The sequence below is a fragment of the Psychrobacter sp. Ps3 genome (assembly GCF_022129275.1).
GTDB classification, from domain to species: domain Bacteria; phylum Pseudomonadota; class Gammaproteobacteria; order Pseudomonadales; family Moraxellaceae; genus Psychrobacter; species Psychrobacter submarinus.
Genome location: NZ_JADQAL010000031.1, coordinates 1 through 24,519, shown reverse-complemented (window position 1 = coordinate 24,519; position 24,519 = coordinate 1). Strand labels below are relative to the sequence as shown.

Here is a 24,519-nt window from a genome sequence, read left to right as displayed (position 1 = left end):
ATTTATAGGAAACACTATGCAAGCTTATAATATTCAAACGGGCATTGTATGCCCTTTAGACCGCTCAAACGTTGATACCGATCAGATTATCCCTAAGCAGTTTTTAAAATCTATTAAGCGCACCGGTTTTGGCGTCAATTTATTTGACGATTGGCGCTATTTGGACGAAGGGTTTCCGGGGCAAGATAATAGTAAACGCCCGATCAACCCTGATTTTGTCTTAAATCAGCCCCGCTATCAAGGCGCAACGATTTTGCTTGCGCGTAAAAACTTTGGTTGTGGCTCTAGTCGCGAGCATGCGCCATGGGCCCTCTCAGAATACGGCTTTCGTACGGTGATTGCGCCAAGCTTTGCCGATATCTTTTATAATAACTGCTTTAAGAACGGAATGCTGCCCATTATTTTAGATGAAGCTATTGTCGATACGCTTATGCAAGCCACGCAAGCGAATGAGGGCTATGAGCTGACCGCTGATCTAGAGCGCCAAGTGGTTATCACCCCGACAGGAGAAGAGTATGCGTTTGAGGTCGATGAGTTTCGCAAGCATTGTCTGTTAAATGGTCTAGATGATATCGGTCTAACCTTGCAACAAAGCGATGCTATCAAAGACTATGAGCATAAAATGATGCAAAAGACGCCTTGGATATTTAATCAAGTGCATGCTTAACCGAAATTTCTAGGCGATGCTCTATCGGCAGTAGCGTCTTATGAGTATTTAACACTCTTAAGGCTATTTACTTATTTATACCAGCGTTAATAATAGTTATACAGTGAGCAATACTGTGTTGAGTTATGGCGGCAAGATAGCTATTATAAAAGCAACTTTATCATTTAAAAAAAGTAGCCGTCATTATGAAAAAAACACGTTTTGCCGCTTATGTTGGTGCCACTTTTGCTATGAGTGCACTGTTATCAAGTTGTCAGCTTTTTACAGGCTATCATCAGATAGAAGCTGCTGATAGTGCTGACAATTGGTCTGGCAAGATTTACCCGGTGGCAGGCGAGACTAATATCGCTTGTGTAGGTACTTATCACTGTGAGATTACTCGCATCGATCAAACGCCGACTATTGCAGCAGAGACGCATCAGCCTGTTGACCGTAACATTGTAATAGTAGAACCTGAAAAAGATAAGGTGCCACTAGTCGATACTAAAGCTGTTAAGCTGGTGCCGTTATCGGCCTCTGGCATCTCCGGTTTGACTAATTATTACGCCCGAGTAAAACCTATCAAGCGCGAAGTACAAGTGAACTTCTATCCTGAAAATAACTTAGAATACGTCGAGCGTTTCACGGTTATTCACGAGTTCGTTGCGGGTACTTATCAGCTGCGCGCTTATAAAGTTCAATCTCAACAAAAAGACAGTAGCTTATTAACGAGTGCATCGCCGAACCCTCTATGCATAGAGCTTATTCAAGATGGCACTATTGAGCGTCGTTTTTGTAAGCAAGTTGATACTGAGCGTCAAGGCGAGTTTGTAGAAACTGGCGTGTTTGATGATACGGTGACCAGTTAAATCCTTTTATAACGTTTTATCGCAATTATTAAAACCTCCGATTCCCACAAATAACTAAGTTTTGACAAGCTCTAGTTTTATTACAATATTCAAAGACAAGGAAAAGTATGGCGACTATATTGACACTAGCAGGCGATGGCATCGGTCCTGAGATTATGACTCAAGCTATCGATGTCCTAAAAGCGGCCAATGATAAATTCGATTTGGGCTTTACTCTGGAGTCGGGGCTTCTTGGCGGTGCGGCGATTGATGCGACTGGTGAGCCGTTGCCCGAGGAGACTTTAAGGCAGGCTCGTGCAGCCGACGCTGTACTGTTAGGCGCAGTTGGTGGCCCTAAGTGGGATAACATTGAGCGCAGTAAACGTCCTGAACGTGGTTTGCTCAAGATTCGCAGTGAGCTTGGTCTGTTTGCTAATTTGCGTGTCGCCAAACTATATCCGCAGCTAGCGAATGCTTCGAGTATCAAAGCCGATATCATCTCAGGGCTTGACTTATTAATCGTCCGTGAGCTGACGGGTGGTATCTACTTTGGTGAACCGCGCGGCATCCGTACTTTAGACAACGGCGAGCAGCAGGGCTATAACACTATGGTATATAGCACCAGCGAGATTGAGCGTATCGGCAAAGTCGCGTTTAAGATGGCGCAGACTCGCGCCCAATCCAGCGGCAAGCCGGCTAAGATTTGTTCAGTTGATAAAGCCAACGTGTTAGAGGTGACTGAGCTGTGGAAGCAGACGATGATTAAGATGCAAGAAGCGGATTATAGCGATGTTGAGTTGTCGCACATGTACGCTGACAACGCTTGTATGCAGCTCATAAAGGATCCCAAACAGTTCGATGTCATGGTCACCGGCAACATGTTCGGCGATATTTTATCGGATGAAGCGGCTATGCTCACAGGCTCTATTGGGATGCTGCCATCAGCGAGCCTCGATGAGGACGGTAAAGGTATGTATGAGCCTTGTCATGGCTCGGCTCCTGATATCGCTGGACAAGATAAAGCCAATCCCTTAGCGACGATTCTATCGGTAGCTATGATGCTACGTTATACTTTTAAGCAAGAGACCGCTGCACAAGCGATAGAGCAAGCGGTCAGCGATGTGTTGGATGATGGTCTACGTACGGTTGATATCTTGGATAACAGCGAAAGTGGCCTGACGCAAGTGGGCTGTCGTCAGATGGGCGAGGCGGTATTGGCCAAACTGCTATAACTGTTTTTAAGTGCTAGTCCATATTTATGGATTTTTACCTCTCATTTAACCTATAAATCGTTTGCCGATTTATAGGTTTTTTTTGTCCAAAAGAGCTTATTAATATATTTACTAAGTAAGCAGTTTTTTACGTAGATTTTACATAGTTGTTATATTTACATAGATACTATATGAGTAGACCGCTATTAACATAATGGGCTTATATGCTAACAGGGCGCTATGGCATTATTATTGAAGTATTTATATTAGTAAATACTTTCACAATAATAAAAAGTTACTATAAGACTATATTGAATATTAGAGGAAACTATGTCTCAATTAACCAAAATTACCAGTGCCATGCTAGTGAGCAGTCTATCTACTGTGCTACTAATGAGTCCAGCGCTAGCGGCAACTAACAGCGATGTTAGCCCCGTTACTAATGGCGTCAGTCAAAAGATAAATAGCGATAAAGCAGCAAGTAAGGCGACAGCTGAGTCTCTTAACGAGCTACTACCAACCATTGAGTATACGACAGAGGGACTATCAAAATCTGCAAAAAAAATAAACCGTGTTAATTGGAAAGAGGGGGAGAAGATAGATCGTGAAGTTGGCACTCGCTTGCAAGCGCTATTAAATTGGCACCATAGCGGCGTCGGCTCAGTGGATGGGTACTGGGGCAAAAACACTCGTAAAGCGATGCAAGCGTTTCAAAAGGCTAATGGTTTGAGCGTCACTGACGAATTAAATACCGAAACTTGGGATGCACTGACAGCGAGTGAGGCATTAACCCGTCAACCTGTACTAGTGCGCTATAAATTAACCCCTAATGATGTCAATATCAAAACGACCACGATTCCAGCTGGCGCAGAAGCCAAGTCTAATCTCGAGGGCATGTATTATGAATCCGTGCTTGAGGCATTAGCTGAGAAGTTTCATATGAGTGACAGCTACCTGAAGTCTCTAAATCCGAAGGCTAGCTTTAATGCTGGCGAGACCATCACCGTCTATAATCCGGGCAATCCTAATACAACGCCGGTCAGCCGTGTGGTCGCGGATAAAACTACTGAAACTCTCTATGCCTATGATGACCAAGGCAATCTTGTGGCTAGCTATCCCACGACAGTCGGCAGCACTGCTACGCCTTCACCAACGGGTACGCATGAAGTAAAAGTGAAAGTCAATGGCCCCAACTATACTTATACTGGCGATAACGGAGAGAAGTTTATTATTCCGCCAGGTCCTAATAACCCAGTAGGCAAGGTTTGGATTGGCTTGTCAAAGCCGTCTTATGGCATTCATGGTTCGCCAGATCCTGATCGCATTAGTCGCCAAGCCTCAGCAGGCTGCGTGCGTTTGACCAACTGGGACGCGTTATCTTTGTTAGGAGTTATCGACGATGACGCTACAGTAGAGTTTAAGTGATTTTATGACAAGTCAGATTGATTGAATCCTTAAGCTAGAATATTAGGCAAAAAAATACCGCTAGTACAATTATTAGCGGTATTTTTTTTTGCCTGACAAGAGATGCTAAGCGTGCTTAATTCTCTAGACTAGATTAAAACTTAGAGGCCATACGAAGTAAGCAGTTTAGTTCTTACCACGATAAGTAATACGACCTTTGGACAAGTCATAAGGCGTCATCTCGACTTTGACTTTATCACCAGTCAAAATACGGATGTAATGCTTACGCATTTTGCCAGAGATATGGGCAATGATTTCGTGTCCGTTTTCTAAACGAACCTTAAACAGAGTGTTTGGCAAGGTATCGATGACTTCGCCTTCAAACTCGATAATATCGTCTTTTTTAGCCATAATTTATATCAATCAATGAAAAATAAGCCAATATTATACGTAAGTTTAGCGATTAAAGCAATATGGCAACGGGTTTTTGCTTGACAGCGTTTAGCGGTTATGTATGTCAAATTATAATTGAGCTTGAATATCTAAAAAATTAATCTGGCAGATTGAGCCAAATTGGAGTCAGTGGCTCTTTTGGGAGCAGCGACTCGTACTCTTCGGGGTAATACGCTTTTATAAAATAAAGTCCATCACCAGCAGCGGTCGGCGGGGCAATCGTACGATCTTTTTGCGCTAAAATAGCTAAGAGGTCGTCCGGCTGCAGCTCGTGACGGCCGATAGCGTACAGCGTACCCATTAAGTTACGTACCATATGATGCAAAAAGCCATCGGCTTGAATATCAAATACAATAAAGGCGCCATGAGCAAAGAGCTTGGCATGACTGATGGTACGCACCGGCTGATTGGACTGGCAAGCTGCGGCGCGAAAACTTGTAAAATCATGCGTTCCTACTATGTCTGCAGCAGCCTTTTGCATTGCGGCTAGATCAAGTGGCTGATGAATGTGAGTCACTTGGTGGTTTAAGATAGCCGGGCGCGTGTCTTGATTGAGCGTAACATAGCGATAACGCCGAGCGATGGCCTTAAAGCGCGCATGAAAATCGCTTGGCATCGGCTGAATCCAGCGTAGTGCAATATCATCGGGTAATAAGCTATTGACACCGCGCAGCCAATTATGGGTCGGTCGGTAGGCTCGAGTGACAAAGTGAGCGACCATGTTACTTGCGTGTACCCCAGAGTCGGTGCGTCCTGCGGCGACCACTTCTACTGTCTCGTTAGCGACTTTGCTAATAGCAGCCTCTAGGACTTGCTGGACGCCTAAAACCTCTTTTTGTCGTTGCCAGCCATAATAATGAGTCCCCAAAAACTCGATAGCTATCGCTAAAGTGTAAGTAGGAGTGTCTTCATCGGTGTGTTGGATTAGCTCGTCTTGCGGCACTATTGGCTGAGCGTTATCTGCTAAAGAGTCGGTCATAATGGTTGAGGTGCTTAAGCTTATTTTATGAGTTTGGGATTGTTTAGCGCTGACGACTCGTAGAAGTTCCTGCTTGGTTAACGCTATAAGTCCAGCGCTGACGTCTACGGGCAGGGGTGTCGTAACGTAGCAATAACCATAGTAGGCGCGCGTAGATCGCAGAGAGAGTGAGGCGTCCACCAGCGATGACGTGATAATCATATTGCCAGCTGCCCGCGGCGTAACTGCTACTCACGCCGCCAAATGGGCATTGGCTTGCGCAGACTACCATATGGCCTTGTTTATAAGCCGCTTGTAGCGCCTCGGCAAGCTGCGGCGAGTAAGGTACGTTGCCGCTGCCAAACCCTAATAAGATAATGGCGCATGGCGGTTTTGACAGCAGCGCTTGTAACTGCTCGCTGAGCACGCTTGGATCGTTAGGCAAGCAGTAAAGTGCATGAACATGAGCGTTATGTGGCTGATTTTGTACCGCTGCCAAAACTTGTTGTTGGTCATCAAGCCAATGCTGCCGGCGAGTATCTGTCAGCTTATCTATATAGCTATTATCAGGATAGGCGGCGCGGTGATGACCGGTAAAGGCCATAAAATCATGGCTATGAATCTTTTGTACCGTTTGCGCCGGCCAAGACTCACCACCAAAACATATCTTCACCCCTGATTGCCCCGCTGCTGCTAAGCGCAGAGCCTCACGAAAATTATCCCAAGCATCACCGTGACTGTCGATTTTATAAGCGTGCAGCTCTTCGCTATCTAGTAGTGGACGCATGCTACCTGTGAGAGTAATACTGATGTCAGAACCGGCAAAAGCTTCTGCCAAAAACGCTCCTAAGTAGCTTAAGGTGTCAGTCCCTGTGATCAGCACAAACTGGCGCTCGCCAGCTTGATAGGCCGAGAGTAACAGCGTATAAAAATGTACAAAGTCGCTTGGCGTTAATTGGCTACTGTCTTTGATAAGCGAGTTATCTAACCAACACAGCTTAGGTAAAAAAGCGGCATCATCGTGCTCAGTGACAAGTTGCTGTAAGGCGGGTAAGAACACTTCGGCGGCAAGCGGCGCTAGTGGCCGCCCATAACTGCCAAAGGTGCCGCCTGCATAAATCAGCTGTACAGACTGCGAGTTGAGAGATGATAATGTGGAACGTGAAGCCATATTTAAGTCGCAAAATGTTATTAAAAACCGTTGATGAGATGACGATAAAAAAGAAAAGTAAGGCGGTATGGCTCTATTAAACCAAGCCGCCTATCACTTTATACAGTGCGCTCTAATAGCGTTTGTGCCTGAGCCTGTTGAGCGCTACTGCCTTGCGCAATAACTTCGCTGAGTAAACGTTTGGCGCTATCGTATTCACCAAGCTCCAAATATTTTGCTGCTAAGTCTAGAGTGATTTGTTGATTATCTAAATCATTAACGAAGTCAAAATCCGCGGCAAACTGCGCCGCAAAGTCTGTATTATCTGCTTTGTCCTCTGTGACGACTGGGCTAGCTGTCGTGGCTGCGTCTTCGAAGATAGAATCATCGAGACTAAAATCTTCCTCAAAAGGCGTCTCGTCATCGAACATCAAAGGAGAGTCAGTTTCAGTCGTGCTTGGCTCATTCTTAATAGGCTGCGAATCAGTTAAATCGAAGTCGAAATCATCTAGCTCGGTAGTGAGTGTCTCGATAGAATTGGATGACGCAGTAGAGGATAAGTTTTCTTCTACTGCTAAAGTGCTATTGTCGTTTACCGTCTCTTGGGTGTTTGTTTGTTCTAAACTGTCTAATGATAAAGCGTCTAGTTGCAGCTCGCTTGAGCTATCATCGTCTAAGCTCAAATCCAAGTCAAAACTAGAGACGTCCGCTGTCTCTTCTTCAGTCGTAAGAACAGAAGCAGCAAGCTCAGAGTCGCCAATAGTATCAATATTTATGTCGGTGTTCAGGTCGGTGCTTATGCCTGTATCGCTATTTGAAGGGTTATCTGATGCTAGATCATCAAAATCTAGTACAAAATCTTCTTGTAAATTGTCATTTTGACTGTCGGTAGGTTGCAGCGCTACCGTCTCACTGCTCAGGGAGTCCGCCGCCGGCTCATCAAAATCAAGGCTAAAGTCTTCATCAAGATTCAATTTATCAGAGCTTACTTCATCAAAGCTCACTTCATTAGAGCGAGCTTCAGCAGCACTAAAATCTTCGCTGATAAGATTACTCTCCTGACTATCTTTGACAGGTGTAGATGCAGCAGTACTATCGCTCTCAAACTGCTCGTCTAAGCTCAAAGTATGGCTATCTAAGCCAGAATCGTTAACAGATAGATTGCGGGCTGTATTAGCAGTAGCCTCATCAAAACTTTCACTCTCTAAATCATCTAAGGTCAGATCAAAGATAGCGTCAGCACTGTCATTGCTACTCGTATCATCAGTGATAGTACTCTCATTAAAAGAGCTCGCTGATGGAGCCGAAGATACAAAGTCTAAGTCAGTAATAGAGTCAGTACTCGCCGCAGTTTCTTGAGACGTACTGAATTTATCCTGTTGATGACTCTGCGTTTTATTAGAAACGCTTGCGACATCGAAGTCGAGGCTATCGTAATCCGCTGCTACTGCCTGCTGCTGATCATTAGCATGGGTATCGTCACGTGCTGCTATAGGCGTCTGAGAATGTTCTTGGTCAAATAGTGCCTTTAGGTCTTTGGCTTGGGCGATAGTAGCGGCATCGCAATGAGCACTGATAGCGTCATAAGTTCTATAAAAATTCTCAGTCTGCGTAGTCAGGGCATAGATGTTGAGAAGCTTGAGTGACAGCTTAGCATCATGAGGCTTTTGGATAAGGCCGCGCTCTAGTACCTCGATTGCTTTGTCATAACGCTGCTGATCGATAAACCGCTCAGCGACAGTCAAATTGTCAAACTTAGTAGCGCCTGCTGTTGCATTGGTATGAGCCGCATCATAGTCGGTAGGCACGCGTCTAGTGCCGGACTGAGCATCGTCTATATGTCTAGCGGTTGGCTGCGCTTTTTGCCTACGCATAATCAACACAGCTATTAGTAAAACAATGATTAGTCCTGCAATGATATATAGCATATTATCCATAATGATTCCTACGACTATTCGTGCTGAGTATAGCAAGCTCAGAGCAAGTGTTGCTAGTCAGCTAAGCGGTTATTGATTGCGTAATTTTTTTAGTCGAGCCTCAAGCTCAGCCAGTTTTTGATTTTGTAGTTGCAGTTTTTGTGTATAACTACCAAGGCTATTATTCATCAGTTTTGTGCGCTGAGCTTGCGTAGCAGTGCGCTGCCGAGACGACTTTAGGGAAGCGAGAACCTCAGTACTTAACCCATTGCCTGCCGCCGCAGCTGCTTTGGTTTGAGTGCCATCAGCTTGACCTTTACCCCCTGGAGCCACTACCGAAAAACGTGCTTGTGGCAGTGTTCGAGTCGTAGGTTTTGCTGTGCTATTAGCCGACTTAGTTGGTTTTGCTTGGGCTATCTGCGAGGATACTGAGGCTGCACTTGTAGTATTGTCCGCTGCTGCTTTTTTGCTAGATGCTTTAGCAGTTTTTTTATTGGCTCGTAGATAGCGTGCTCGCTGTTCAGATATGGCGGCTTGGATACTGCTTTGTGAGGGTATCACCTCATAATTAGGTAAACGCAACTCGGCATTGGCTTTGAGCTGATCGGCGTCTTGATTGATAAAAGCATTGGGGTTTTGCGTTTTGATCTGACTCATCACCGCTGATATATCAAGATTATTCTGCTCAGCGATTTGCTTGGAGATCAGCCATAGGTTGTCGTTACGCTGTACGGTATAGCTAACCATTTTCTCATTAGCGACTGGCAAGCTATCGGTTGCTGCAGTCTCGCGGCGAGCGCTGATGGTACTGGCAGAAGCGCTATCAGCGGCGTCCTTACTAGTCGCTACAGGCTCAGGCGCTGCGCTATCTGCGGCAGTTGCTAAGTGATCCGCTACTTGACTCTTTAGCTTGGCAGTATCATCTGAGTTCAGCGAAGCCATACTCTCATCGAAACTCAGCGCCAAAGTAGGGCTATCAGTACTATCGACTTTGTTAATAGGGCTATTAAGCACGGTAATCTGCCGCGAGACTTGTATATTTAGCGTATTACTATACGTACTGCTGGTTTTAGCAGTTTGGTTTTCTAAAGAAGGCTGATTATTTTGGGTACGGTTATTGGCTGACGTTTGCGCTAATAAGGTTTGCTGCACGTTAGTCGCCGCATCAGCAGATGCTACCGAAGTTGACGCTTTTACCAAACCTTCCACACTTTTAAGTTTTTCAACACTTTTAACATCTTCAACGCTATTAATATCTTCAACGCTATTAATATCTTCAACGCTGATAGCTGTCTCATTACGGTTCGAGATTGGCTGCAAAGCTTTGGCGCTAGCATTGATAGGGATATCGCCGTTAGGGGGACTTGGTTGAGTAGGGCGGCTACTTACACGGCGATTGTTTTTTATATCTAGCGTATTAGTTTTGGCCATCGATGGCGCAGGGTTAGCAGTCGTTTCGAGGTCAAATCTTGACGCCGGCGCTAGCGGTAGATTTGGAGCCGCTGCTACGCGCGCAATAGGTAGAGCGCTACTATTTTTGGAATTTGCGGTATTGATGGTGCCTGAATTAGCCGCTGAGCTAGACGGCGCAAATAAAGGCGGCGGCGCTTCGCGTTTAACTGCTAAGGGTTTAGTGCTGCTAGTAGCAACAATGGGCGCTTTTTTGGTGACTGGCGATGTTACAGTTGGCGCTGAAATCACTGGTAAATTGGGTTTAGGAGCACGAGCGACTATAGGTTTTGCAGATTTTACACGTTCTGAGCGTTTCGCTGGCTGAGCAGAGCCTAGAGGCATCAGCAAGGTTTTTGGCACTGTATTGCGCTGACCATTGTCGTTGATTGCTAATACCACATCGGCAAAAGGCTTTGAGACTGGCTGAGAGGTGCTTATCATAAGCTGTCCGGTGCTAGCAGAAGTAGGGATAAAGCTCACGGACATGGCATCAGTCGGGGTCAATCCTAGCTGTTTATACACCTTAGGGTTGGCCAAATTGGCTGAGAAGTCTGAGGATTCGATGTCAGAGATGCTAATAATAGCGACAAGCGGCTCATGCTGTGCTGAGGTAATGGTTGTTTTACCGATAGTCGCCGCCATGGCTGCTGGCAACAATATAGCGCTGCCCATTGAACACAATAGCGCTGCAGACACTGCATAATGAAGACGAGTCGGTCGATAAGGTAATTGCCAAGCCATGCGCTGCCCTTTGAGTAGCCATTGAGAGTATAGCAAGTTAAAGTCTATAAGGTATTAAGCTGATGCTAATACACCATAAACATATTAACTGAATTATAACGTTAAGCAACATTAAAACGCAGCAATATTCTAGAGTTTTTTAAACTGCGTGCAATAGTCTTACTCAATGGTACTAAACCTCACCTTACTATGCTAAGCCGATTTGTTCTAGCAAGTGACCTATAGGCCGTCTTAAGCTTTATCCAAAAGCATCGCATCACCATAACTAAAGAAACGATACTGCTGCTCAATAGCATGCTGATAAGCGTGCTCGATAGCCGACTTACCAGCGAAGGCCGCAACTAGCATTAACAAGGTCGATTTTGGTAGATGAAAGTTAGTAAGTAGCCGGTCTATTACTCCAAATTTAAAACCAGGATAAATAAAGATATCTGTATCACCAGACCAACTGGCTAGCGGCTGCCCATTGACTGCCGTCTGCTGATAAGCACTCTCTAGTACTCGAGTGACAGTCGTACCAATAGCAATGACTTGATTGCCATTAGCGTGAGTCTGATTGATCAGATCAGCAGTCGCTTGCGGCAAGTGCGCATACTCGCTGTGCATAGTGTGGTTGAGAAGATTGTCGGCTTTGACAGGGGCAAAAGTACCTGCACCAACATGCAGGGTGACAAAAGCGCTATTGATGCCTTTATCTTTGAGCATTGATAGCACTTTTTCATCGAAATGCAGGCTAGCAGTAGGCGCAGCGACACTGGCAAGCTTGGCCGGGTCGTGAAAGACGGTCTGATAACGAGTGTTGTCAGTTGCATCAGCATGGCGCTCAAAATAAGGCGGTATCGGCAGCTCGCCATAGCGCTCTAAATCAGGCAAAATAGGCGCGGCGAAAGCTAAGATAAATAGGTTCTCTTCACGGCCGACCATAAGTGCTTCGATATGACCATCAGCCAATAACAGCTGCTGCCCAAGCTTAGGTGCTTTGCTGGCTTTGACATGGCATAGCGCTAGATGTGGATGAGTTGTTGCTGCTTTTGCTATGTTGAGAGTATCACTATCGACATCATCGCGCTCAAGTAGTCGCTCGATTAACACCTCAATTTTGCCGCCAGTGTCCTTTTGGCCGAACAAGCGCGCTTTCATGACTTTAGTATCATTAAAGACAATTAAATCGCCAGTATTGAGTAGCGCTGGCAAGTCGGTGAATAAATGATCGATCGGTGCAACTGCCGCCTCATCAGTATTAGCCGGTAAATAAAGTAGCTTAGAGGCTGAGCGCTCAGCGAGAGGATAACGAGCGATTAGATGATCAGGCAGCTCATAATCATAGTCGCTGACGCTTAGGTAGTTAGGAGTATCCATAGCTGCTGGTTCATCGGCAATAGAGGCAGGTTCGGTCAAAATAGTAGGATCCATATTGGTTATGATTCGATCATTAATGAGAGAGATTTTGGCATAATTGTAGCAGAAAGTAGTCTTGAGGGGATAACTTCTAAGTCGTTTGCTAGCTGTTGTTTTTGAACCGATCGTAGAAAGGTAGACAGTGGTAAAAGGGCAAAAAGTATCAGCTAGAACCAAAACTAAAAATCAAATAGATTTAGCTGCGGTAAGCTCTGACTCGCTGGCGCTAAAGAAGAGTAAGTGACGCCGACGAGCCTGATCGGCAGCGTTCGGGCGATATCAGCAAACAGTTTATCAAGCCAATAGTGAGCCGATTCTGCGCTAGTAAACGCGGTGGACAAGGTGTGTGAGCGCGTGATCTGCGTAAAGTCAGCATACTTAACTTTTAAAGTGATGGTATAAGCAATAAGCTGTTTTTTTTGCAATTGACTAAAGGCGTCAGCATTTTGCTCATAAATCTGCGCAAGTAAAGGCGCATCCGCACTCAAGTTATCTCGAAAAGTCGTCTCTGAGCCTACTGACTTGTGCTGACGCTCGGCTTTAACTTGGCGCAAATCCTTGCCATGGGCAATATCGTAATAAAACTGACCGCGTTTACCAAACTCATTGACCAGTAGCGTCGCCTCAGTACGGCGCAGATCTGCACCAGTACTGATACCTAGCGCATGCATACGCTTAGCGGTGGCCTTGCCAATCCCGTGAAAGCGCTCAATTGGTAGGCTACTAATAAAAGCCTCAGCGTCCGCTGGGGTGATCACGGCGATACCATTGGGCTTATTGATGTCCGAGGCGATTTTTGCCAGCATTTTATTAAAGGACACGCCAGCAGAAGCGTTAAGACCGGTCTGCTCAAGTATCTGCGCGCGTAACCAGTTCGCCATCAAGGTCGCTGAGCCTTTATGAGCACTCAAGCCTGTAACGTCAAGATAAGCCTCATCTAAGGACAGCGGCTCGACTAGCGGGGTCAAGCGATGCATGATTTTGCGAATATCGGCGCTAACGGCGCGGTAAACATCGAACCGTGGCCTGACAAAAAGCACCTCAGGACAGCGTTTGCGCGCTTCATAGCAAGACATCGCAGAGCGTACCCCAAACTTGCGTACTTCATAGCTGGCAGCAGCGACCACTCCGCGGCCATTAGGATCACCACCGACGACTAGAGGCTTGCCCCTTAACTCTGGAAAATCGCGCTGTTCAACACTGGCATAAAATGCGTCCATATCTAAATGAATAATTTTGCGCAGAGTCGGTTGGGTTGAGGCAGTCATAGGTACTATTTTACCTTAATTTAAGGATATTTTACGGATCAATATTCTAGATAAGACTCCTTTCATACCAACCTTGCCTTTATTTAAGCTACCGTTCATCCTTGTATGAGTACCTTTTATTGTAGATTGTTCTTTACAGTAGTATATTTGTACTATTCTAAACAGATATCTCATTCGTTATAATTAATATGAAAACTGTGAAGTTATAATCAATAATTATTTAGTTCAGGGTCGAGCTAAGATGGATAGAACTCTAAGTATTTATTGGCCGATCGGTACATTTTAGAGTTTCAATAATTAAGGAGCTTATGATGAATAGTACTAAAATAGTAGGTAGTGATTTGACCCGTTCAATGCTGATGAGTGGCAGTACAGAAGTTTGGTGCGCCATAAGCGATGAGAGTGATGAGGAGGCCATGTTAGATCACTATGGTAACGACTTCACCGCTTATATCGTGTCTTTTGATAATGATTATTTTTATTGTAATCATGGTAGAGCTTGGGCTTTTGCGGTACCTATAAGGATAGTCGCAGTCGGACAAAGTCCTATAGAAGAAGAATTTAGTCCGGTTAGTATGGCTATTTAGTTTGAAGTAATATTATCATTTAGCCCAGAATTTAAGATCGAAGAGTTGCCTTGTTATATCGTGATAAACGTTACTATATGATGACTCTATAAGAGTATGACTTAACTCTCTATAGCTATCTTCTAAGAGATATTTAGAAAATAGCTATAGAGGGTTTTTGACAAATGATCCGATAAATCCATAGTTATTAGCAATGTCGATTTGCGATATGTAAGACAATCGCCTATATAACCACTTATAAGTCTATGAGACTAAAACCCTAGTCTACGTGCCACTTAACCCTGTTACTTTTATACTTGGAGTTTTGCGAGAGTAGAGCATATATCAAAACAAGCCTAAATAAGCGATAATGCCTGTCATAGATTCTGTGATGCCTTAATCGGTGCTACACGCTAGAATAATAGCCACAGACATCAATACCGCAAATCTCTAGTACAAGGCCGCTTTGCATGACCAATAACAATCCCTTTAACCTGATTCCACTGATACCCACAGGTAGAAATGAGAAAGATAACGTTAATCTCTATTCTCCTGATGACATGATTACTATCTATGAGCAGCAGTTTTTGACCGAAGTGCCTGACGACAAGCTCACCGAATTTTTGCCCGCGCTAAAAGCCTTTTATGACATCGACGATAATAGCTTAGATATCAGCGCCGTGATTTTTGACGCTATTGGCGATGCCGCTATCATTTATAATCATAAAATCAAAGTAGGCGACTATCAGCTGTTGAGCGAGCTTGTTAAAGAGAGCGCTAATGATGACATTTATAATGCACAAGCTTTTACCATCGACTGTCTACGCACCTTTTATATCAATGATATCAAAATACCGTATCATTTTAATTTATTCATCCAAGGCGATGGCTACTCGACTTTGACCGAAAAGAACACCGTACTTGAGAAGCTTTATTGGTTCGTTCACGACGGTTTTGATGAGCATCTATTGGGAAATCCTGACGATGTCATAAGCTTAGAGTCTATTAACGCTGAGCTCAATAAATTAGGCATCAGAGAGATGGACTTGACTACTGTCCACGCTGTCGTCAATTATATCGAAGATCATATTATCGATGATGCCATGGCAGACGCGCTCAATGAAAAGATAGACGCAGCGGAGTAGGGTTTTTTATAGAAGGTAGATGTGTAGAAGCAATAGACAAAAAAATACCGCTAAGCTTAATGGTTAGCGGTATTTTCTATATACAGCTATATTTTTTTGATTTCTACAATATCACTTGATTCAATGAGCGATTGGATATTACCAAATAAACTTTGAATATAATCAGAGGCCATATGGATATCTAAATCCTCCCTGCTACGCCATTCTTCTAAGAAGAAATATTCACTCGAGTCATTTTCGCTAATATAAAGCTCATATTTCAAGCACCCTTCTTCTTGAAGCGTAGGCTCTATTACACTTTTTAAAAGCGCTTCTAACGTCTCTTTTTGATCTGATTTTGCCTTAAAGTTCGCAATTATTGAAATAGTCATTATTTCACCTTGAATTTGTTTTAGGGCTTGGCCCTATTTTAAAAGTGGTGATAAAAATGAGATAAATCGCAGGCAAACAAGGAAAATAGCGCAGGTAATATCAAGATATTGACCAGCTATTTGACACCGTTTGCCAAAGATTTAGCCATTTTTAGCCCATTTAGTCATAAACGTTTGAATTAGGGACACGCCCTAGAAGTTTTCTAGTACAATTTTGCCTTTTGACTTGCCTGATTCAAGCAACTTATGCGCCTTCTCCAAGTTTGCAGCGTTAATGTTGCCTAGATTTTGGTTGAGGGTACTTCTAATTTTTTGCTGGTCAACTAATTGGGCAACCTGTTGCAACAGATCACCTTGCTTTTCAATATCATCGGTTTCATACATTGAACGAGTGAACATCAACTCCCAATGGATAGAAATAGATTTAGTCTTAAACGGCATAATATCAAATGTTTGTGGATCATCGATCAACCCAAGCTTGCCTTGTGGTGCAATCAGAGAAACTATTTGCTCGATATACGTTTCTGTATGATTGGTAGAGAATACGTATTTTGGTTTTGCAATGCCTAGTGTCTCGATTTGTGCATTTAAATCTTTGCTATGATCAATGACATGGTCGGCACCAAGTGATTCCACCCAAGATTTCGTTTCTTCACGTGAAGCTGTTGCTATAACGGTCAGATTTGTTTTTGCTTTTAGGAGTTGGATAGCGATTGATCCTACACCTCCTGCACCACCAATAATTAAAATACTGCCAACTTCTGTTTCTGAAATTTGAAACCGATCAAACAGCATTTCCCATGCCGTTATTGCAGTTAATGGCAATGCTGCTGCTTCTGCATTATATACTGTAATTGGTTTAAGACTGATAATTCGTTCATCGACTGCTTGATACTCAGCATTACTACCATCTCGGGTTAAATCGCCAGCATACCAAACAGAATCTCCTACTTTAAACGAGGTAACTTTTGAGCCAACTTCAATAATTTCCCCAACGGCATCCCAACCTAAAATACGATCGTCTGCTTCAGACGAATTTTTTCTCACTTTGGTATCAACTGGATTCACAGAGATTGCCTGAACTTTTACCAGTACATCACGCTCCTTAAGCGTAGGCTTCGCTTTTTCAATATCTACCAATGAATTTTTAAAATCATCATGGTTATTTATAATATACGATACGGCTTTCATAGATTTGTCCTCAGCTTTAAAAAAATAGAGTAAAAATGGGAGCGAAGTGCTCCCATTTTATGTTATTCAATCATTAAAACTCTTGGCTCGTTGGGCGCAAAACAATTTCATTAATATCTACATCCGCAGGCTGTTCAATTGCATAAGCAATTGCTCGAGCGACTGAGTCAGCTGGTATGGCTTGTTTGTAGAAATCAGTAACAAACTCTGAACTTTCTTTATGAGAAGAACCGAATTTTAGTTCTGACTCAATTGCACCAGGCTCAATAGTAGTCGTTCTAATTGTTTCCCCAACTTCATGACGAAGGCCTTCAGAGATGGCTCTTACAGCAAACTTAGTACCGCTATAAACCGTACCTCCTGGACTAAATACTTTTACCCCTGCAACAGATGAGAGGTTAATAAAGTGTCCAAAGTTTTGTTTTTGGAAAACAGGTAGGGTAGCTGCTATTCCATAAAGAACACCTTTAATATTAATGTCGATCATACGATCCCATTCATCAACTTTTAGCTCACTTAATGGTGCAATAGACATTAATCCAGCATTGTTTACCAATACATCGATTTGACCAAATGCGCTTAATGCCTTTTCAATAAGTGCTTGTACTTCATGTGGTTTGGTTACATCCACACCAATAAATTCAGCTTGACCACCTTCAGCACGAATGTCGTGAACAATAGCCTCTAATTTTTCAGTACGTCTAGCACCAATTACAACCTTTGCACCTTTTTTAGCAAGTAAGCGAGCAGTAGCTTCACCTAAACCACTACTTGCACCAGTGATAACAATAACTTTATTTTCTATATTATTCATACAAGTAACCTTCAACCTATTTGTCAATCATATTTGAGGGTTAAGTATTACAGCCTTGTTAGGTATAATAAATGAATAATATTATCTTTCATAATTCCTATTTGCGGAATAATTAGCATAACACAGGATTGGACATGCAGAACAAATTGGAAATGATGCGTATCTTTTGTGTCGCAGCAGAGTCTCGAAATTTTAAAGAGGCAGCAACTCAGCTGGGTATTTCCCCGCAGGTAGTGACACGGGCAATAAAAGAGCTAGAAGAGCAGCGCGGAGAGATTTTGTTTTACAGGAGTACTCGACAAATTAAAATTACCGCTGATGGTGAGCGTCTGGCAAAGCAAGCACGTCTTGCGGTGGAATCGATCGATGCTTTGCTTGTAAAAGACACCAAGGAAAAACGAGATGAAATGCGTGGGACTGTCCGTCTTACTGTGTCGTCTGTGTTAGGGCGTAAAGTGGTAGTACCTGCACTAGCAGAATTTGCCACACGTTATCCAGATATTGTCGTGGATTGTGTGCTAACAGATTCACACTCGGATGTGATCGATGAGCGGATAGATATCGGGATCAGATTTGGATTTTTGCCGGACAATCGATATGTGGCAAGGGAATTGGCTAAAGTGAAATTTTATTCTGTGGGTACGCCAGAGTTAATTGATAAGGTTGGAATGCCCAAAAAAATTATTGACCTTGATAAATACCCTCTAACAGCACTATTCGATCATAAAACAGGGCGTTACTGGCCATGGACATTCACCGAAAGTCGAAGCTTTACGCCATCAAATCCCCGTTTTATTACAGATGATCTAGAAGCTGAATTTCAAGCTATTCTCGCTGGAGTTGGATTCGGACACATGCCTGGATTTCTAGTTTTGCCGTGGCTTAGGAGTGGTAAGCTCATTCATATACTTCATGAGGAAACCTCTCCCGTTTGGCGCCTGTATTTATATCGTCCACAGCGAGGCCCGACACCTTTGCGAATCCGAGCATTGTTTGATTACTTAGTGGAAGTGCTGGGCCATATAGAAACCTGAATCAGATAAGACCATCATGTATTTAGAGTAACTACGATTTTTCCTATTTGCTGATTTGATTCAAGATATCGCTGAGCGTCATGCATGTCCTCAAAGTTAAAGCAACGGTCGATCACTGGACGAAGATATCCTGCACCTATACTGCTAAGAATAAATCGTCTGGCTTGCTCCCTTAGAACAGGGTCATGGAGAACCTCAAGGAACAAAAAACCTCGCATGGTTAAGCTCTTGCGTAATGCAACTTTAAGGGGAAATGGTGTGTTCTCCGGGCTAAGTGCACCATGCATAACCATAGTTCCTCCTACAGACATCGCTTTTGCAATCTGTTCAATATGTGGCCCTCCTACAGCATCGAAGGCGACATCAAGATGTTCTCCACCTAAACGTAAAACAAGGGCCTCATACAAATCGGGTTCATCTTCACTGGCTATAACATTTTTAACACCGAGATCCAGTAAACGCTGCTTTTTCTCTATCGTCTGTGTACTTGCAATGACCTTGGCACCCGCTGCTTCAGCTATCTGTATCGCAGCTAGTCCTACGCTACTTGAAGCTGCTGTGATCAAGATCGTTTTTCCTTTCGATAATCCACCAGCATGGATTACACCACCCCAAGCCGTCAAATACTGCATCCAGATTGAAGAAGCTTCTTCCCAGCTTAAACTATCGGGTTTGTGAACTAAAAAAGTTTCTGGAATCAGAAGCTTGTCCGCATATGTCCCATATTTGGCTAGATTGTCAGTCGGAAGAATCGATACTGCATCTCTTGGAGAAAATTGGCGTACACCTTCACCTACCGCAAGAACTATGCCTGCTCCCTCATATCCCAGACGAGAAGGGAATACTGCCTTTTGAATATAAGTACCACGCCGAAACATTACATCGGCTCGGTTGAGTCCGATCGTTTTCATCTGTATTAGAACTTCTCCTGCGGCTGGTAAAGCAACAGGAAGTGTTTCTAATGTCAGAACATCTGTATCTCCAATACAATTGAAGCGCCAAGTCTTGGCCTGAAGTGCGTTAAATGACATCGATAACTACCTTAATATTGGCAGAGCGATTTTGAACAGCATCATGAGCCTCAATCGCTTGGTCTAGAGTAAAATGACGAGGATCAACAATAGCACGCAGTTTACCTTCCTCAACGAGACGAGTTGCGGTCTTAAGGATATCACCATGATGAGAACGGCGATTGCCTGTTAACGTCGGCATTAGGACGAATACGCCAGACACTGTGGCACACCGTAGAGATGAATTCGCTAAATTATGATTGCCAAATGCAGCACAGCTGGTGATGTGGCCATAGTGAGTCGTCATGGAAAGTGACGCTTCGAGTACTGGACCACCCACAGTGTCGTAAACAATGTTAAAACCTTGACCCTCAGGGCTTGCAGCAATAATGTCATCGGAAGATGCTGTTGTGTAATCGAGAGGTGTTGCACCGAGTTCTGAAATCAGTGATTGATCAGCGGTACGAGCAGTCGCCCAAACATTTGCATCAAGCGCTTTTGCAAGCTGAACCACCATATAACCAACGCCACCAGCACCACCTTGAACCAGTACAGTTTGCCCTGGTTGGACCTTCGCATTATCCACTAAACCTTCCCAAGCGGTGAGGAACGTCAATGGTAGTACTGCTGCCTCGCGCATAGAGATATTCCGTGGCTTTAATGCGATCAGATCAGCATCTGCTACAACATATTCTGCTAAAGATCCTTGAAGACCACGAACGCCACCAATCAGACCGTAAACTTCATCTCCGACGTTGAAGTGGGTGACACCTTCACCAACAGCAGTTACAACCCCAGCCATATCCGTTCCCAACACGGCAGGAAGCTCTGGCATAGCATATGTTGCTTCACCAAGACGAATTTTATAATCAATAGGGTTTACACCACTGGCATGAATACGTACTAGAACTTGCCCAGCCTCTGGTTGAGGTATAGGGAGTTCTACACGTTTAAATTCATGATCACCAAAATTTTCTAGGATAAGCGCATTCATCATCTTATTCATAGTTGTTCCTTATTTTTAACTGGGGGATGACATGCACAATACCAAAGTAAATTAATCCAATAAATGATATTTATAGGATTTAATAATTCCTAAATAATGAATAATAAATATCATTCGCTCACTAAAGAGGTGGGGTTCAGCAGATGCTTACCGAAAAAGAGATCTACACAGACCTCTTTTTTATTTGGATTTAATACGTGAAATTATTGCTGAGTGCCATCTTCATTCAGCATTTGCCCTGCGTGCTTTGGTTTAATTAAAGGTGCAGTCGGACGCGGTCCTGTATATTGCAAGCCGATACCAGCATAGACATCATCTGCTGCAACTTCAGTTCCAAAACGTTCTTTGTCTAGTTCTCGGATTTCTTGGCTAATTTCTTCAACATTACTCTGGTCAACACCCAGTTCTTCTAAAATTGCACCGCCAAATAGCATTGCCGACTCGAAGGTTTCTCGAATCATGTAATCCACATTTTGTTTTGCTAAATGCAGCGCATGCTCACGGTCATAAGAGCGAACCAGTAACTTGGCCATAGGAAATTCATGTTGCACCAACTCTACGATCTTATTCGTCGTTTCTTTGTGGTCTACGCAAACAACAATGGCTTCAGCCGTATCTGCTCCAGAGGCATGTAAAATATCTAAACGAGAACCATCGCCATAATAAATTTTAAATCCAAATCTTTCAGCGTTTTGAATCATATCGATATCATTATCAATGATGGACACATCAATGCCTCGGGCAAGCAATAATTGACTTGAGACTTGTCCAAAACGACCGAAACCAATCATCAGGACTTTTCCAGAAAGTCCTTCAGCAATACGGATATTTTCTAAAGAAGTTTGTTCTGTAGTTTGGGTAAAACGTTTAAACAGAATGCCTATGATGGGGGTCAAAATCATCGACAAGACTACAATTGCAGTCAGGTTTGAGCTTTCCTCAGCACTAATGATTTGAGCACTCATGGCGGCAGCAAAGAGTACAAAAGCAAACTCCCCCCCTTGAGCCATTAGTAATGCGCGATCGAGTGCTTCAGAGTGTGAACTTTTGGCCAAGCGTGCAGTCAGATAAATGATGGATGCTTTGACAAACATCAGCACAAGTACAGCACTTAAAATTAACATCCAGTTATTTTTTATGACGTCAAGGTCTAATGACATGCCTACGGCTAGAAAAAATAATCCGAGCAATATGCCACGAAACGGTTCAATATCTGCTTCAATCTCATGGCGAAAAGTGGATTCGGAGAGTAATACCCCTGCAAGGAATGCCCCCATTGCCATCGATAAGCCACTGACTTGCATCAGTAATGCTGCGCCGAGTACCACTAAGAGTGCTGCTGCAGTCATGACTTCACGGGCTTTGGCTGCGGCTAATAAGCGAAATAAAGGGTTAAGCAACCAATAGCCTGCAGCGATTAAACCTGCAATTGATATTAAACCAATCCCAATGCTCTGCAAACGCGCAGAAGTACTTTCAACAACATGATTCGGTGCGATAAAAGCGACAATTGCCAATAAAGGGACAATCAATAAATCTTCAAACAGCAGGATCGAGACAATTTTTTGTCCTCGTGGTTGAGCAATGTCTCCACGATCTCCCAAAAGTTGCATCACAATTGCAGTCGAGGTGAGTACAAAGCCTGCAGCACATACAAAACTCACTTGCCAAGAATAGCCATAGACCAAGCCTACCGCCATTAACCCCAATGAACAGGCACTAATCTGTAATGTGCCTAATCCAAAAATTTCTTTTCTTAAACTCCATAAATACGATGGACGCATTTCTAGTCCAATCACAAACAGATACATCACAATACCAAGCTCAGCAATATGCAGAATAGACTCAGAATCGTAGAAAAACGCTAGTCCAAATGGACCAATAATTAATCCTGCAATTAAATATCCCAATACCGAGCTTAATCCTAGGCGCTTGATTAAAGGGACTGAGATCACTGCCGCTGTGAGCAGTATGACAGGGGATAGAAGGCTGATAGATGTGGCTTCTGCACTCATATATTTCTCAGATTTTGTATAGAGTCTGTTGACACTTCAAGTATAGAAAGTAGGTTCAAAACACAAGTGCAACAGGTTTGTAGTTAGTTGAAACAGTTATTCACTATACCCGAATTTCAAGTAATCAATGGGATAATTTTATCACTGCATTTGAAACACTACCTAAATTTTTAAGGTTTATAAAAAATATTGCTTTTTTATACTATGGGGTACCATAGTATTAATGCTAGCGAATAAGGAGGTCTGATGCCTAATCAGGTTGGAGACAAAAAAAGATTCTTCTACGCGTCAGAAAGATCAAAGGTCAGACGCAAGCGATTGAAAAAGCGTTAGAAGACAATGTGGAATGTGGTGCAATTCTGCAACAATAGCATTATGTCGAAATAAAAACCCAGATTTTGGCTCAGCTATGGGAAATTGTTTTAACTTTTGTACAACAAAACTTTCTGACATCCATACATTAGCAATGTCAGAATCAGTTTTGATTCTAATAATTATGGAGTTTTAGTTATGCTTAAAACAGCTTTATATGTCCGTCTTGAAGCTAAACCGGGTAAAGAAGACGAAGTGGAAGCTTTCCTTAAAGGCGGTTTACCTATTGTAATGGAAGAACCTGCGACAGTTGCATGGTTTGGCCTACGTCTTGGACCTACAACATTTGGTATTTTTGATGCATTTCCTGATGAGGCGGGTCGCCAAGCACATTTATCTGGCAAGGTTGCAGCTGCTTTGATGGATCAGGCCGATGAGCTATTTTCAGAGCCACCGTCTATTGAAAAAGTAGATGTTTTGGCTAGTAAACTACCAGCTCATACCTACGCTTAAATGTATGAGGGTGCTGCCTGAAATTTTGAATGAAAGGCAGCACTTCAACATATCGCTACGATCATCAATGTACTCAAATCGACCGTAAGCGCTTCCATTAGGATCTTTAGTGGTATGACCCAATGCCATCTCTACAAGCACAAGCGGATACTTTAGCTGCTCTTGTAAGAGTGTCTTTGCTGTCGCTCTAAAACCATGAGCACAATGTATGTTTTGATAACCTAAATCCTTGAGGCGTTTGTTTGCTGTATTTTCAGAGATAATCTGGTGCTTTTTTGCCGTTTCGCTAAAAAAGACATATTCGGTATGACCATTAATCTTTTGCTGTTCACGTAGTATAGCTATAGCTTGAAGAGGTAGGGGAACAACCATATCCTTAACCATAGTTGGACTTAGCTAATTGGCTCTTAATAAGTGCCACAGGATTGCTGCTACAAAATCTACGAGACCCAGCATAAATAAATACGTCACTAGCGATACCTGCACAGCGTTCAGCCTTATCTGTGGGCTTACCAGCTTTATGTAATGAATTAGCTTGGATGTCTAGTAACACTTCGAGCATTCTAGGTGAGCCAATTTCACTAATAGGTTCATTACCAATATAAGAACATATAAGCTCTAAACGGCCTTTCTTACGAACAAGCGTGTTACCTTTTTGAGTTTACTCTAAGCTATCGAAATACTCCCAAGCAAAATTACTGAAAGATTTTTTAGTTTTACTAATAAGACTATTTTTTTATTTATTCACGATAAGGTTTAGGGTCAATATTGCGGCTTAATAGATCTTCATATTCATACCAAATTTTACAGGCACGTGAGAACGATACGTTTGGATATACACCAAGCGATATACGTTTGTTTTTTGAATGAGTAGGGGACAGGTAGCGATAAACCCAAGACTTAGTATCATTAGGTCTGACCATGAGATAAAGCATCGGATGGTTTTTTGACAGAGACCAGATATTCTTTAACATCGGCTTTATGACTGCTGATGCTACGGTCAGAGCTGATCGGCTTGCGTGCTTCCATGACTGCCACCCCTAATGTACATTTAAAAACCAGTGTACATAGTAGTGTACATCAGATGCATGGATTAG

General features: G+C 43.2%; 23 protein-coding genes and 1 pseudogene. 9 read left to right on the top strand and 15 right to left on the bottom strand.

Annotation, left to right across the window (positions count from 1 at the left end):
• Positions 1-16: 16 nt before the first annotated feature.
• The 4 genes from leuD (at position 17) to I3248_RS09610 (ending at position 4,130) form a co-directional block, all read left to right on the top strand.
• A complete protein-coding gene (gene leuD, locus I3248_RS09625) occupies positions 17-667 on the top strand; it encodes a 3-isopropylmalate dehydratase small subunit (protein WP_201600945.1) in 651 nt (216 codons plus the stop codon).
• Positions 668-852: 185 nt separating this feature from the next.
• Positions 853-1,515 carry a hypothetical protein gene (locus I3248_RS09620; RefSeq protein WP_238063456.1) on the top strand — a complete coding sequence of 221 codons (663 nt, stop codon included), beginning with the start codon at positions 853-855 and terminating at the stop codon, positions 1,513-1,515.
• A 107-nt stretch (positions 1,516-1,622) separates the two neighbouring features.
• Positions 1,623-2,726, top strand: coding sequence for a 3-isopropylmalate dehydrogenase (gene leuB, locus I3248_RS09615; RefSeq protein WP_238063455.1), 1,104 nt, complete (start codon positions 1,623-1,625; stop codon positions 2,724-2,726).
• Positions 2,727-3,035: 309 nt separating this feature from the next.
• Positions 3,036-4,130 (top strand): L,D-transpeptidase family protein, encoded by a 1,095-nt coding sequence (locus tag I3248_RS09610; protein ID WP_238063454.1) that lies wholly within the window; start codon positions 3,036-3,038, stop codon positions 4,128-4,130.
• Positions 4,131-4,295: 165 nt separating this feature from the next.
• Here I3248_RS09610 and infA read toward each other — a convergent pair whose 3' ends face one another.
• The 7 genes from infA to dinB all read right to left on the bottom strand — a co-directional run bounded on the left by infA (position 4,296) and on the right by dinB (position 13,445).
• A complete protein-coding gene (gene infA, locus I3248_RS09605; RefSeq protein WP_169391838.1) occupies positions 4,296-4,520 on the bottom strand; it encodes a translation initiation factor IF-1 in 225 nt (74 codons plus the stop codon).
• 139 nt (positions 4,521-4,659) lie between these two features.
• Positions 4,660-5,541, bottom strand: coding sequence for a tRNA pseudouridine(38-40) synthase TruA (gene truA, locus I3248_RS09600; RefSeq protein WP_025647240.1), 882 nt, complete (start codon positions 5,539-5,541; stop codon positions 4,660-4,662).
• Between the two features lie 43 nt (positions 5,542-5,584).
• Positions 5,585-6,691, bottom strand: a complete 1,107-nt coding sequence (locus I3248_RS09595; protein WP_238063453.1) for an asparaginase — start codon at positions 6,689-6,691, stop codon at positions 5,585-5,587.
• A 98-nt stretch (positions 6,692-6,789) separates the two neighbouring features.
• Positions 6,790-8,607 carry a FimV/HubP family polar landmark protein gene (locus I3248_RS09590; RefSeq protein WP_238063452.1) on the bottom strand — a complete coding sequence of 606 codons (1,818 nt, stop codon included), beginning with the start codon at positions 8,605-8,607 and terminating at the stop codon, positions 6,790-6,792.
• Positions 8,608-8,676: 69 nt separating this feature from the next.
• The gene (locus I3248_RS09585) at positions 8,677-10,779 is read right to left on the bottom strand and encodes a peptigoglycan-binding protein LysM (RefSeq protein WP_238063451.1); all 2,103 of its coding nucleotides are present in this window, start codon (positions 10,777-10,779) and stop codon (positions 8,677-8,679) included.
• Positions 10,780-11,010: 231 nt separating this feature from the next.
• Complete coding sequence (gene queA, locus I3248_RS09580; protein WP_051397395.1) at positions 11,011-12,138, bottom strand: tRNA preQ1(34) S-adenosylmethionine ribosyltransferase-isomerase QueA; 1,128 nt, start codon at positions 12,136-12,138, stop codon at positions 11,011-11,013.
• A 218-nt stretch (positions 12,139-12,356) separates the two neighbouring features.
• Positions 12,357-13,445 carry a DNA polymerase IV gene (gene dinB, locus I3248_RS09575; protein WP_025644974.1) on the bottom strand — a complete coding sequence of 363 codons (1,089 nt, stop codon included), beginning with the start codon at positions 13,443-13,445 and terminating at the stop codon, positions 12,357-12,359.
• 308 nt (positions 13,446-13,753) lie between these two features.
• On the opposite strand from dinB, the gene I3248_RS09570 reads away from it, so the two are divergent.
• Both I3248_RS09570 and I3248_RS09565 read left to right on the top strand, forming a co-directional pair.
• A complete protein-coding gene (locus tag I3248_RS09570) occupies positions 13,754-14,032 on the top strand; it encodes a hypothetical protein (protein WP_238063450.1) in 279 nt (92 codons plus the stop codon).
• A gap of 449 nt (positions 14,033-14,481) precedes the next feature.
• Positions 14,482-15,156, top strand: a complete 675-nt coding sequence (locus I3248_RS09565) for a hypothetical protein (protein ID WP_238063448.1) — start codon at positions 14,482-14,484, stop codon at positions 15,154-15,156.
• 86 nt (positions 15,157-15,242) lie between these two features.
• On the opposite strand, the gene I3248_RS09560 is transcribed toward I3248_RS09565, so the two are convergent.
• The 3 genes from I3248_RS09560 to I3248_RS09550 form a co-directional block, all read right to left on the bottom strand.
• On the bottom strand, positions 15,243-15,527 hold the full coding sequence (locus I3248_RS09560; protein WP_093068590.1) for a putative quinol monooxygenase: 285 nt from the start codon (positions 15,525-15,527) through the stop codon (positions 15,243-15,245).
• Positions 15,528-15,719: 192 nt separating this feature from the next.
• Positions 15,720-16,718, bottom strand: a complete 999-nt coding sequence (locus I3248_RS09555) for a zinc-binding alcohol dehydrogenase family protein (protein WP_238063447.1) — start codon at positions 16,716-16,718, stop codon at positions 15,720-15,722.
• Between the two features lie 73 nt (positions 16,719-16,791).
• A complete protein-coding gene (locus tag I3248_RS09550) occupies positions 16,792-17,532 on the bottom strand; it encodes an SDR family oxidoreductase (RefSeq protein ID WP_093068595.1) in 741 nt (246 codons plus the stop codon).
• 134 nt (positions 17,533-17,666) lie between these two features.
• Here I3248_RS09550 and I3248_RS09545 point away from each other — a divergent pair, with 134 nt between their 5' ends.
• Complete coding sequence (locus I3248_RS09545) at positions 17,667-18,566, top strand: LysR family transcriptional regulator (protein ID WP_238063446.1); 900 nt, start codon at positions 17,667-17,669, stop codon at positions 18,564-18,566.
• Between the two features lie 14 nt (positions 18,567-18,580).
• Here the strand turns inward: I3248_RS09545 and I3248_RS09540 are convergent, their stop codons facing one another.
• The 3 genes from I3248_RS09540 to I3248_RS09530 form a co-directional block, all read right to left on the bottom strand.
• Positions 18,581-19,597, bottom strand: a complete 1,017-nt coding sequence (locus I3248_RS09540) for a zinc-dependent alcohol dehydrogenase family protein (protein ID WP_238063445.1) — start codon at positions 19,595-19,597, stop codon at positions 18,581-18,583.
• Positions 19,587-20,582, bottom strand: a complete 996-nt coding sequence (locus tag I3248_RS09535; protein WP_238063444.1) for a zinc-dependent alcohol dehydrogenase family protein — start codon at positions 20,580-20,582, stop codon at positions 19,587-19,589. Before I3248_RS09535 ends, I3248_RS09540 begins: the two co-directional genes overlap by 11 nt.
• A gap of 203 nt (positions 20,583-20,785) precedes the next feature.
• Complete coding sequence (locus I3248_RS09530) at positions 20,786-22,597, bottom strand: monovalent cation:proton antiporter-2 (CPA2) family protein (protein ID WP_238063443.1); 1,812 nt, start codon at positions 22,595-22,597, stop codon at positions 20,786-20,788.
• Between the two features lie 246 nt (positions 22,598-22,843).
• Between I3248_RS09530 and I3248_RS09525 the strand changes: the two are divergent.
• Positions 22,844-22,965 (top strand): annotated as a pseudogene (locus I3248_RS09525) (metal-sensing transcriptional repressor); the annotation flags it as partial.
• A gap of 142 nt (positions 22,966-23,107) precedes the next feature.
• Positions 23,108-23,422, top strand: a complete 315-nt coding sequence (locus I3248_RS09520) for an antibiotic biosynthesis monooxygenase (RefSeq protein WP_238063442.1) — start codon at positions 23,108-23,110, stop codon at positions 23,420-23,422.
• Here the strand turns inward: I3248_RS09520 and I3248_RS09515 are convergent.
• Together I3248_RS09515 and I3248_RS09510 are read right to left on the bottom strand one after the other, a co-directional pair.
• Entirely contained in the window at positions 23,399-23,794 is a 396-nt protein-coding gene (locus I3248_RS09515; protein ID WP_238063441.1) for a hypothetical protein, read from the bottom strand. The two genes, I3248_RS09520 and I3248_RS09515, sit on opposite strands and share 24 nt — an antisense overlap.
• A 368-nt stretch (positions 23,795-24,162) precedes the next feature.
• Positions 24,163-24,345: an Arm DNA-binding domain-containing protein gene (locus tag I3248_RS09510; protein ID WP_238063439.1), complete on the bottom strand. Its 183-nt coding sequence runs from the start codon at positions 24,343-24,345 to the stop codon at positions 24,163-24,165.
• Between the last annotated feature and the right edge of the window lie 174 nt (positions 24,346-24,519).

What these genes read in the sequence shown, in the direction of transcription:
- leuD (WP_201600945.1), top strand. Translation starts at nt 17, where the DNA reads ATGCAAGCTTATAATATTCAAACGGGCATTGTATGCCCTTTAGACCGC.
- I3248_RS09620 (WP_238063456.1), top strand. Translation starts at nt 853, where the DNA reads ATGAAAAAAACACGTTTTGCCGCTTATGTTGGTGCCACTTTTGCTATG.
- leuB (WP_238063455.1), top strand. Translation starts at nt 1,623, where the DNA reads ATGGCGACTATATTGACACTAGCAGGCGATGGCATCGGTCCTGAGATT.
- I3248_RS09610 (WP_238063454.1), top strand. Translation starts at nt 3,036, where the DNA reads ATGTCTCAATTAACCAAAATTACCAGTGCCATGCTAGTGAGCAGTCTA.
- infA (WP_169391838.1), bottom strand. Translation starts at nt 4,520, where the DNA reads ATGGCTAAAAAAGACGATATTATCGAGTTTGAAGGCGAAGTCATCGAT.
- truA (WP_025647240.1), bottom strand. Translation starts at nt 5,541, where the DNA reads ATGACCGACTCTTTAGCAGATAACGCTCAGCCAATAGTGCCGCAAGAC.
- I3248_RS09595 (WP_238063453.1), bottom strand. Translation starts at nt 6,691, where the DNA reads ATGGCTTCACGTTCCACATTATCATCTCTCAACTCGCAGTCTGTACAG.
- I3248_RS09590 (WP_238063452.1), bottom strand. Translation starts at nt 8,607, where the DNA reads ATGGATAATATGCTATATATCATTGCAGGACTAATCATTGTTTTACTA.
- I3248_RS09585 (WP_238063451.1), bottom strand. Translation starts at nt 10,779, where the DNA reads ATGGCTTGGCAATTACCTTATCGACCGACTCGTCTTCATTATGCAGTG.
- queA (WP_051397395.1), bottom strand. Translation starts at nt 12,138, where the DNA reads ATGGATACTCCTAACTACCTAAGCGTCAGCGACTATGATTATGAGCTG.
- dinB (WP_025644974.1), bottom strand. Translation starts at nt 13,445, where the DNA reads ATGACTGCCTCAACCCAACCGACTCTGCGCAAAATTATTCATTTAGAT.
- I3248_RS09570 (WP_238063450.1), top strand. Translation starts at nt 13,754, where the DNA reads ATGATGAATAGTACTAAAATAGTAGGTAGTGATTTGACCCGTTCAATG.
- I3248_RS09565 (WP_238063448.1), top strand. Translation starts at nt 14,482, where the DNA reads ATGACCAATAACAATCCCTTTAACCTGATTCCACTGATACCCACAGGT.
- I3248_RS09560 (WP_093068590.1), bottom strand. Translation starts at nt 15,527, where the DNA reads ATGACTATTTCAATAATTGCGAACTTTAAGGCAAAATCAGATCAAAAA.
- I3248_RS09555 (WP_238063447.1), bottom strand. Translation starts at nt 16,718, where the DNA reads ATGAAAGCCGTATCGTATATTATAAATAACCATGATGATTTTAAAAAT.
- I3248_RS09550 (WP_093068595.1), bottom strand. Translation starts at nt 17,532, where the DNA reads ATGAATAATATAGAAAATAAAGTTATTGTTATCACTGGTGCAAGTAGT.
- I3248_RS09545 (WP_238063446.1), top strand. Translation starts at nt 17,667, where the DNA reads ATGCAGAACAAATTGGAAATGATGCGTATCTTTTGTGTCGCAGCAGAG.
- I3248_RS09540 (WP_238063445.1), bottom strand. Translation starts at nt 19,597, where the DNA reads ATGTCATTTAACGCACTTCAGGCCAAGACTTGGCGCTTCAATTGTATT.
- I3248_RS09535 (WP_238063444.1), bottom strand. Translation starts at nt 20,582, where the DNA reads ATGAATAAGATGATGAATGCGCTTATCCTAGAAAATTTTGGTGATCAT.
- I3248_RS09530 (WP_238063443.1), bottom strand. Translation starts at nt 22,597, where the DNA reads ATGAGTGCAGAAGCCACATCTATCAGCCTTCTATCCCCTGTCATACTG.
- I3248_RS09520 (WP_238063442.1), top strand. Translation starts at nt 23,108, where the DNA reads ATGCTTAAAACAGCTTTATATGTCCGTCTTGAAGCTAAACCGGGTAAA.
- I3248_RS09515 (WP_238063441.1), bottom strand. Translation starts at nt 23,794, where the DNA reads ATGGTTGTTCCCCTACCTCTTCAAGCTATAGCTATACTACGTGAACAG.
- I3248_RS09510 (WP_238063439.1), bottom strand. Translation starts at nt 24,345, where the DNA reads ATGGTCAGACCTAATGATACTAAGTCTTGGGTTTATCGCTACCTGTCC.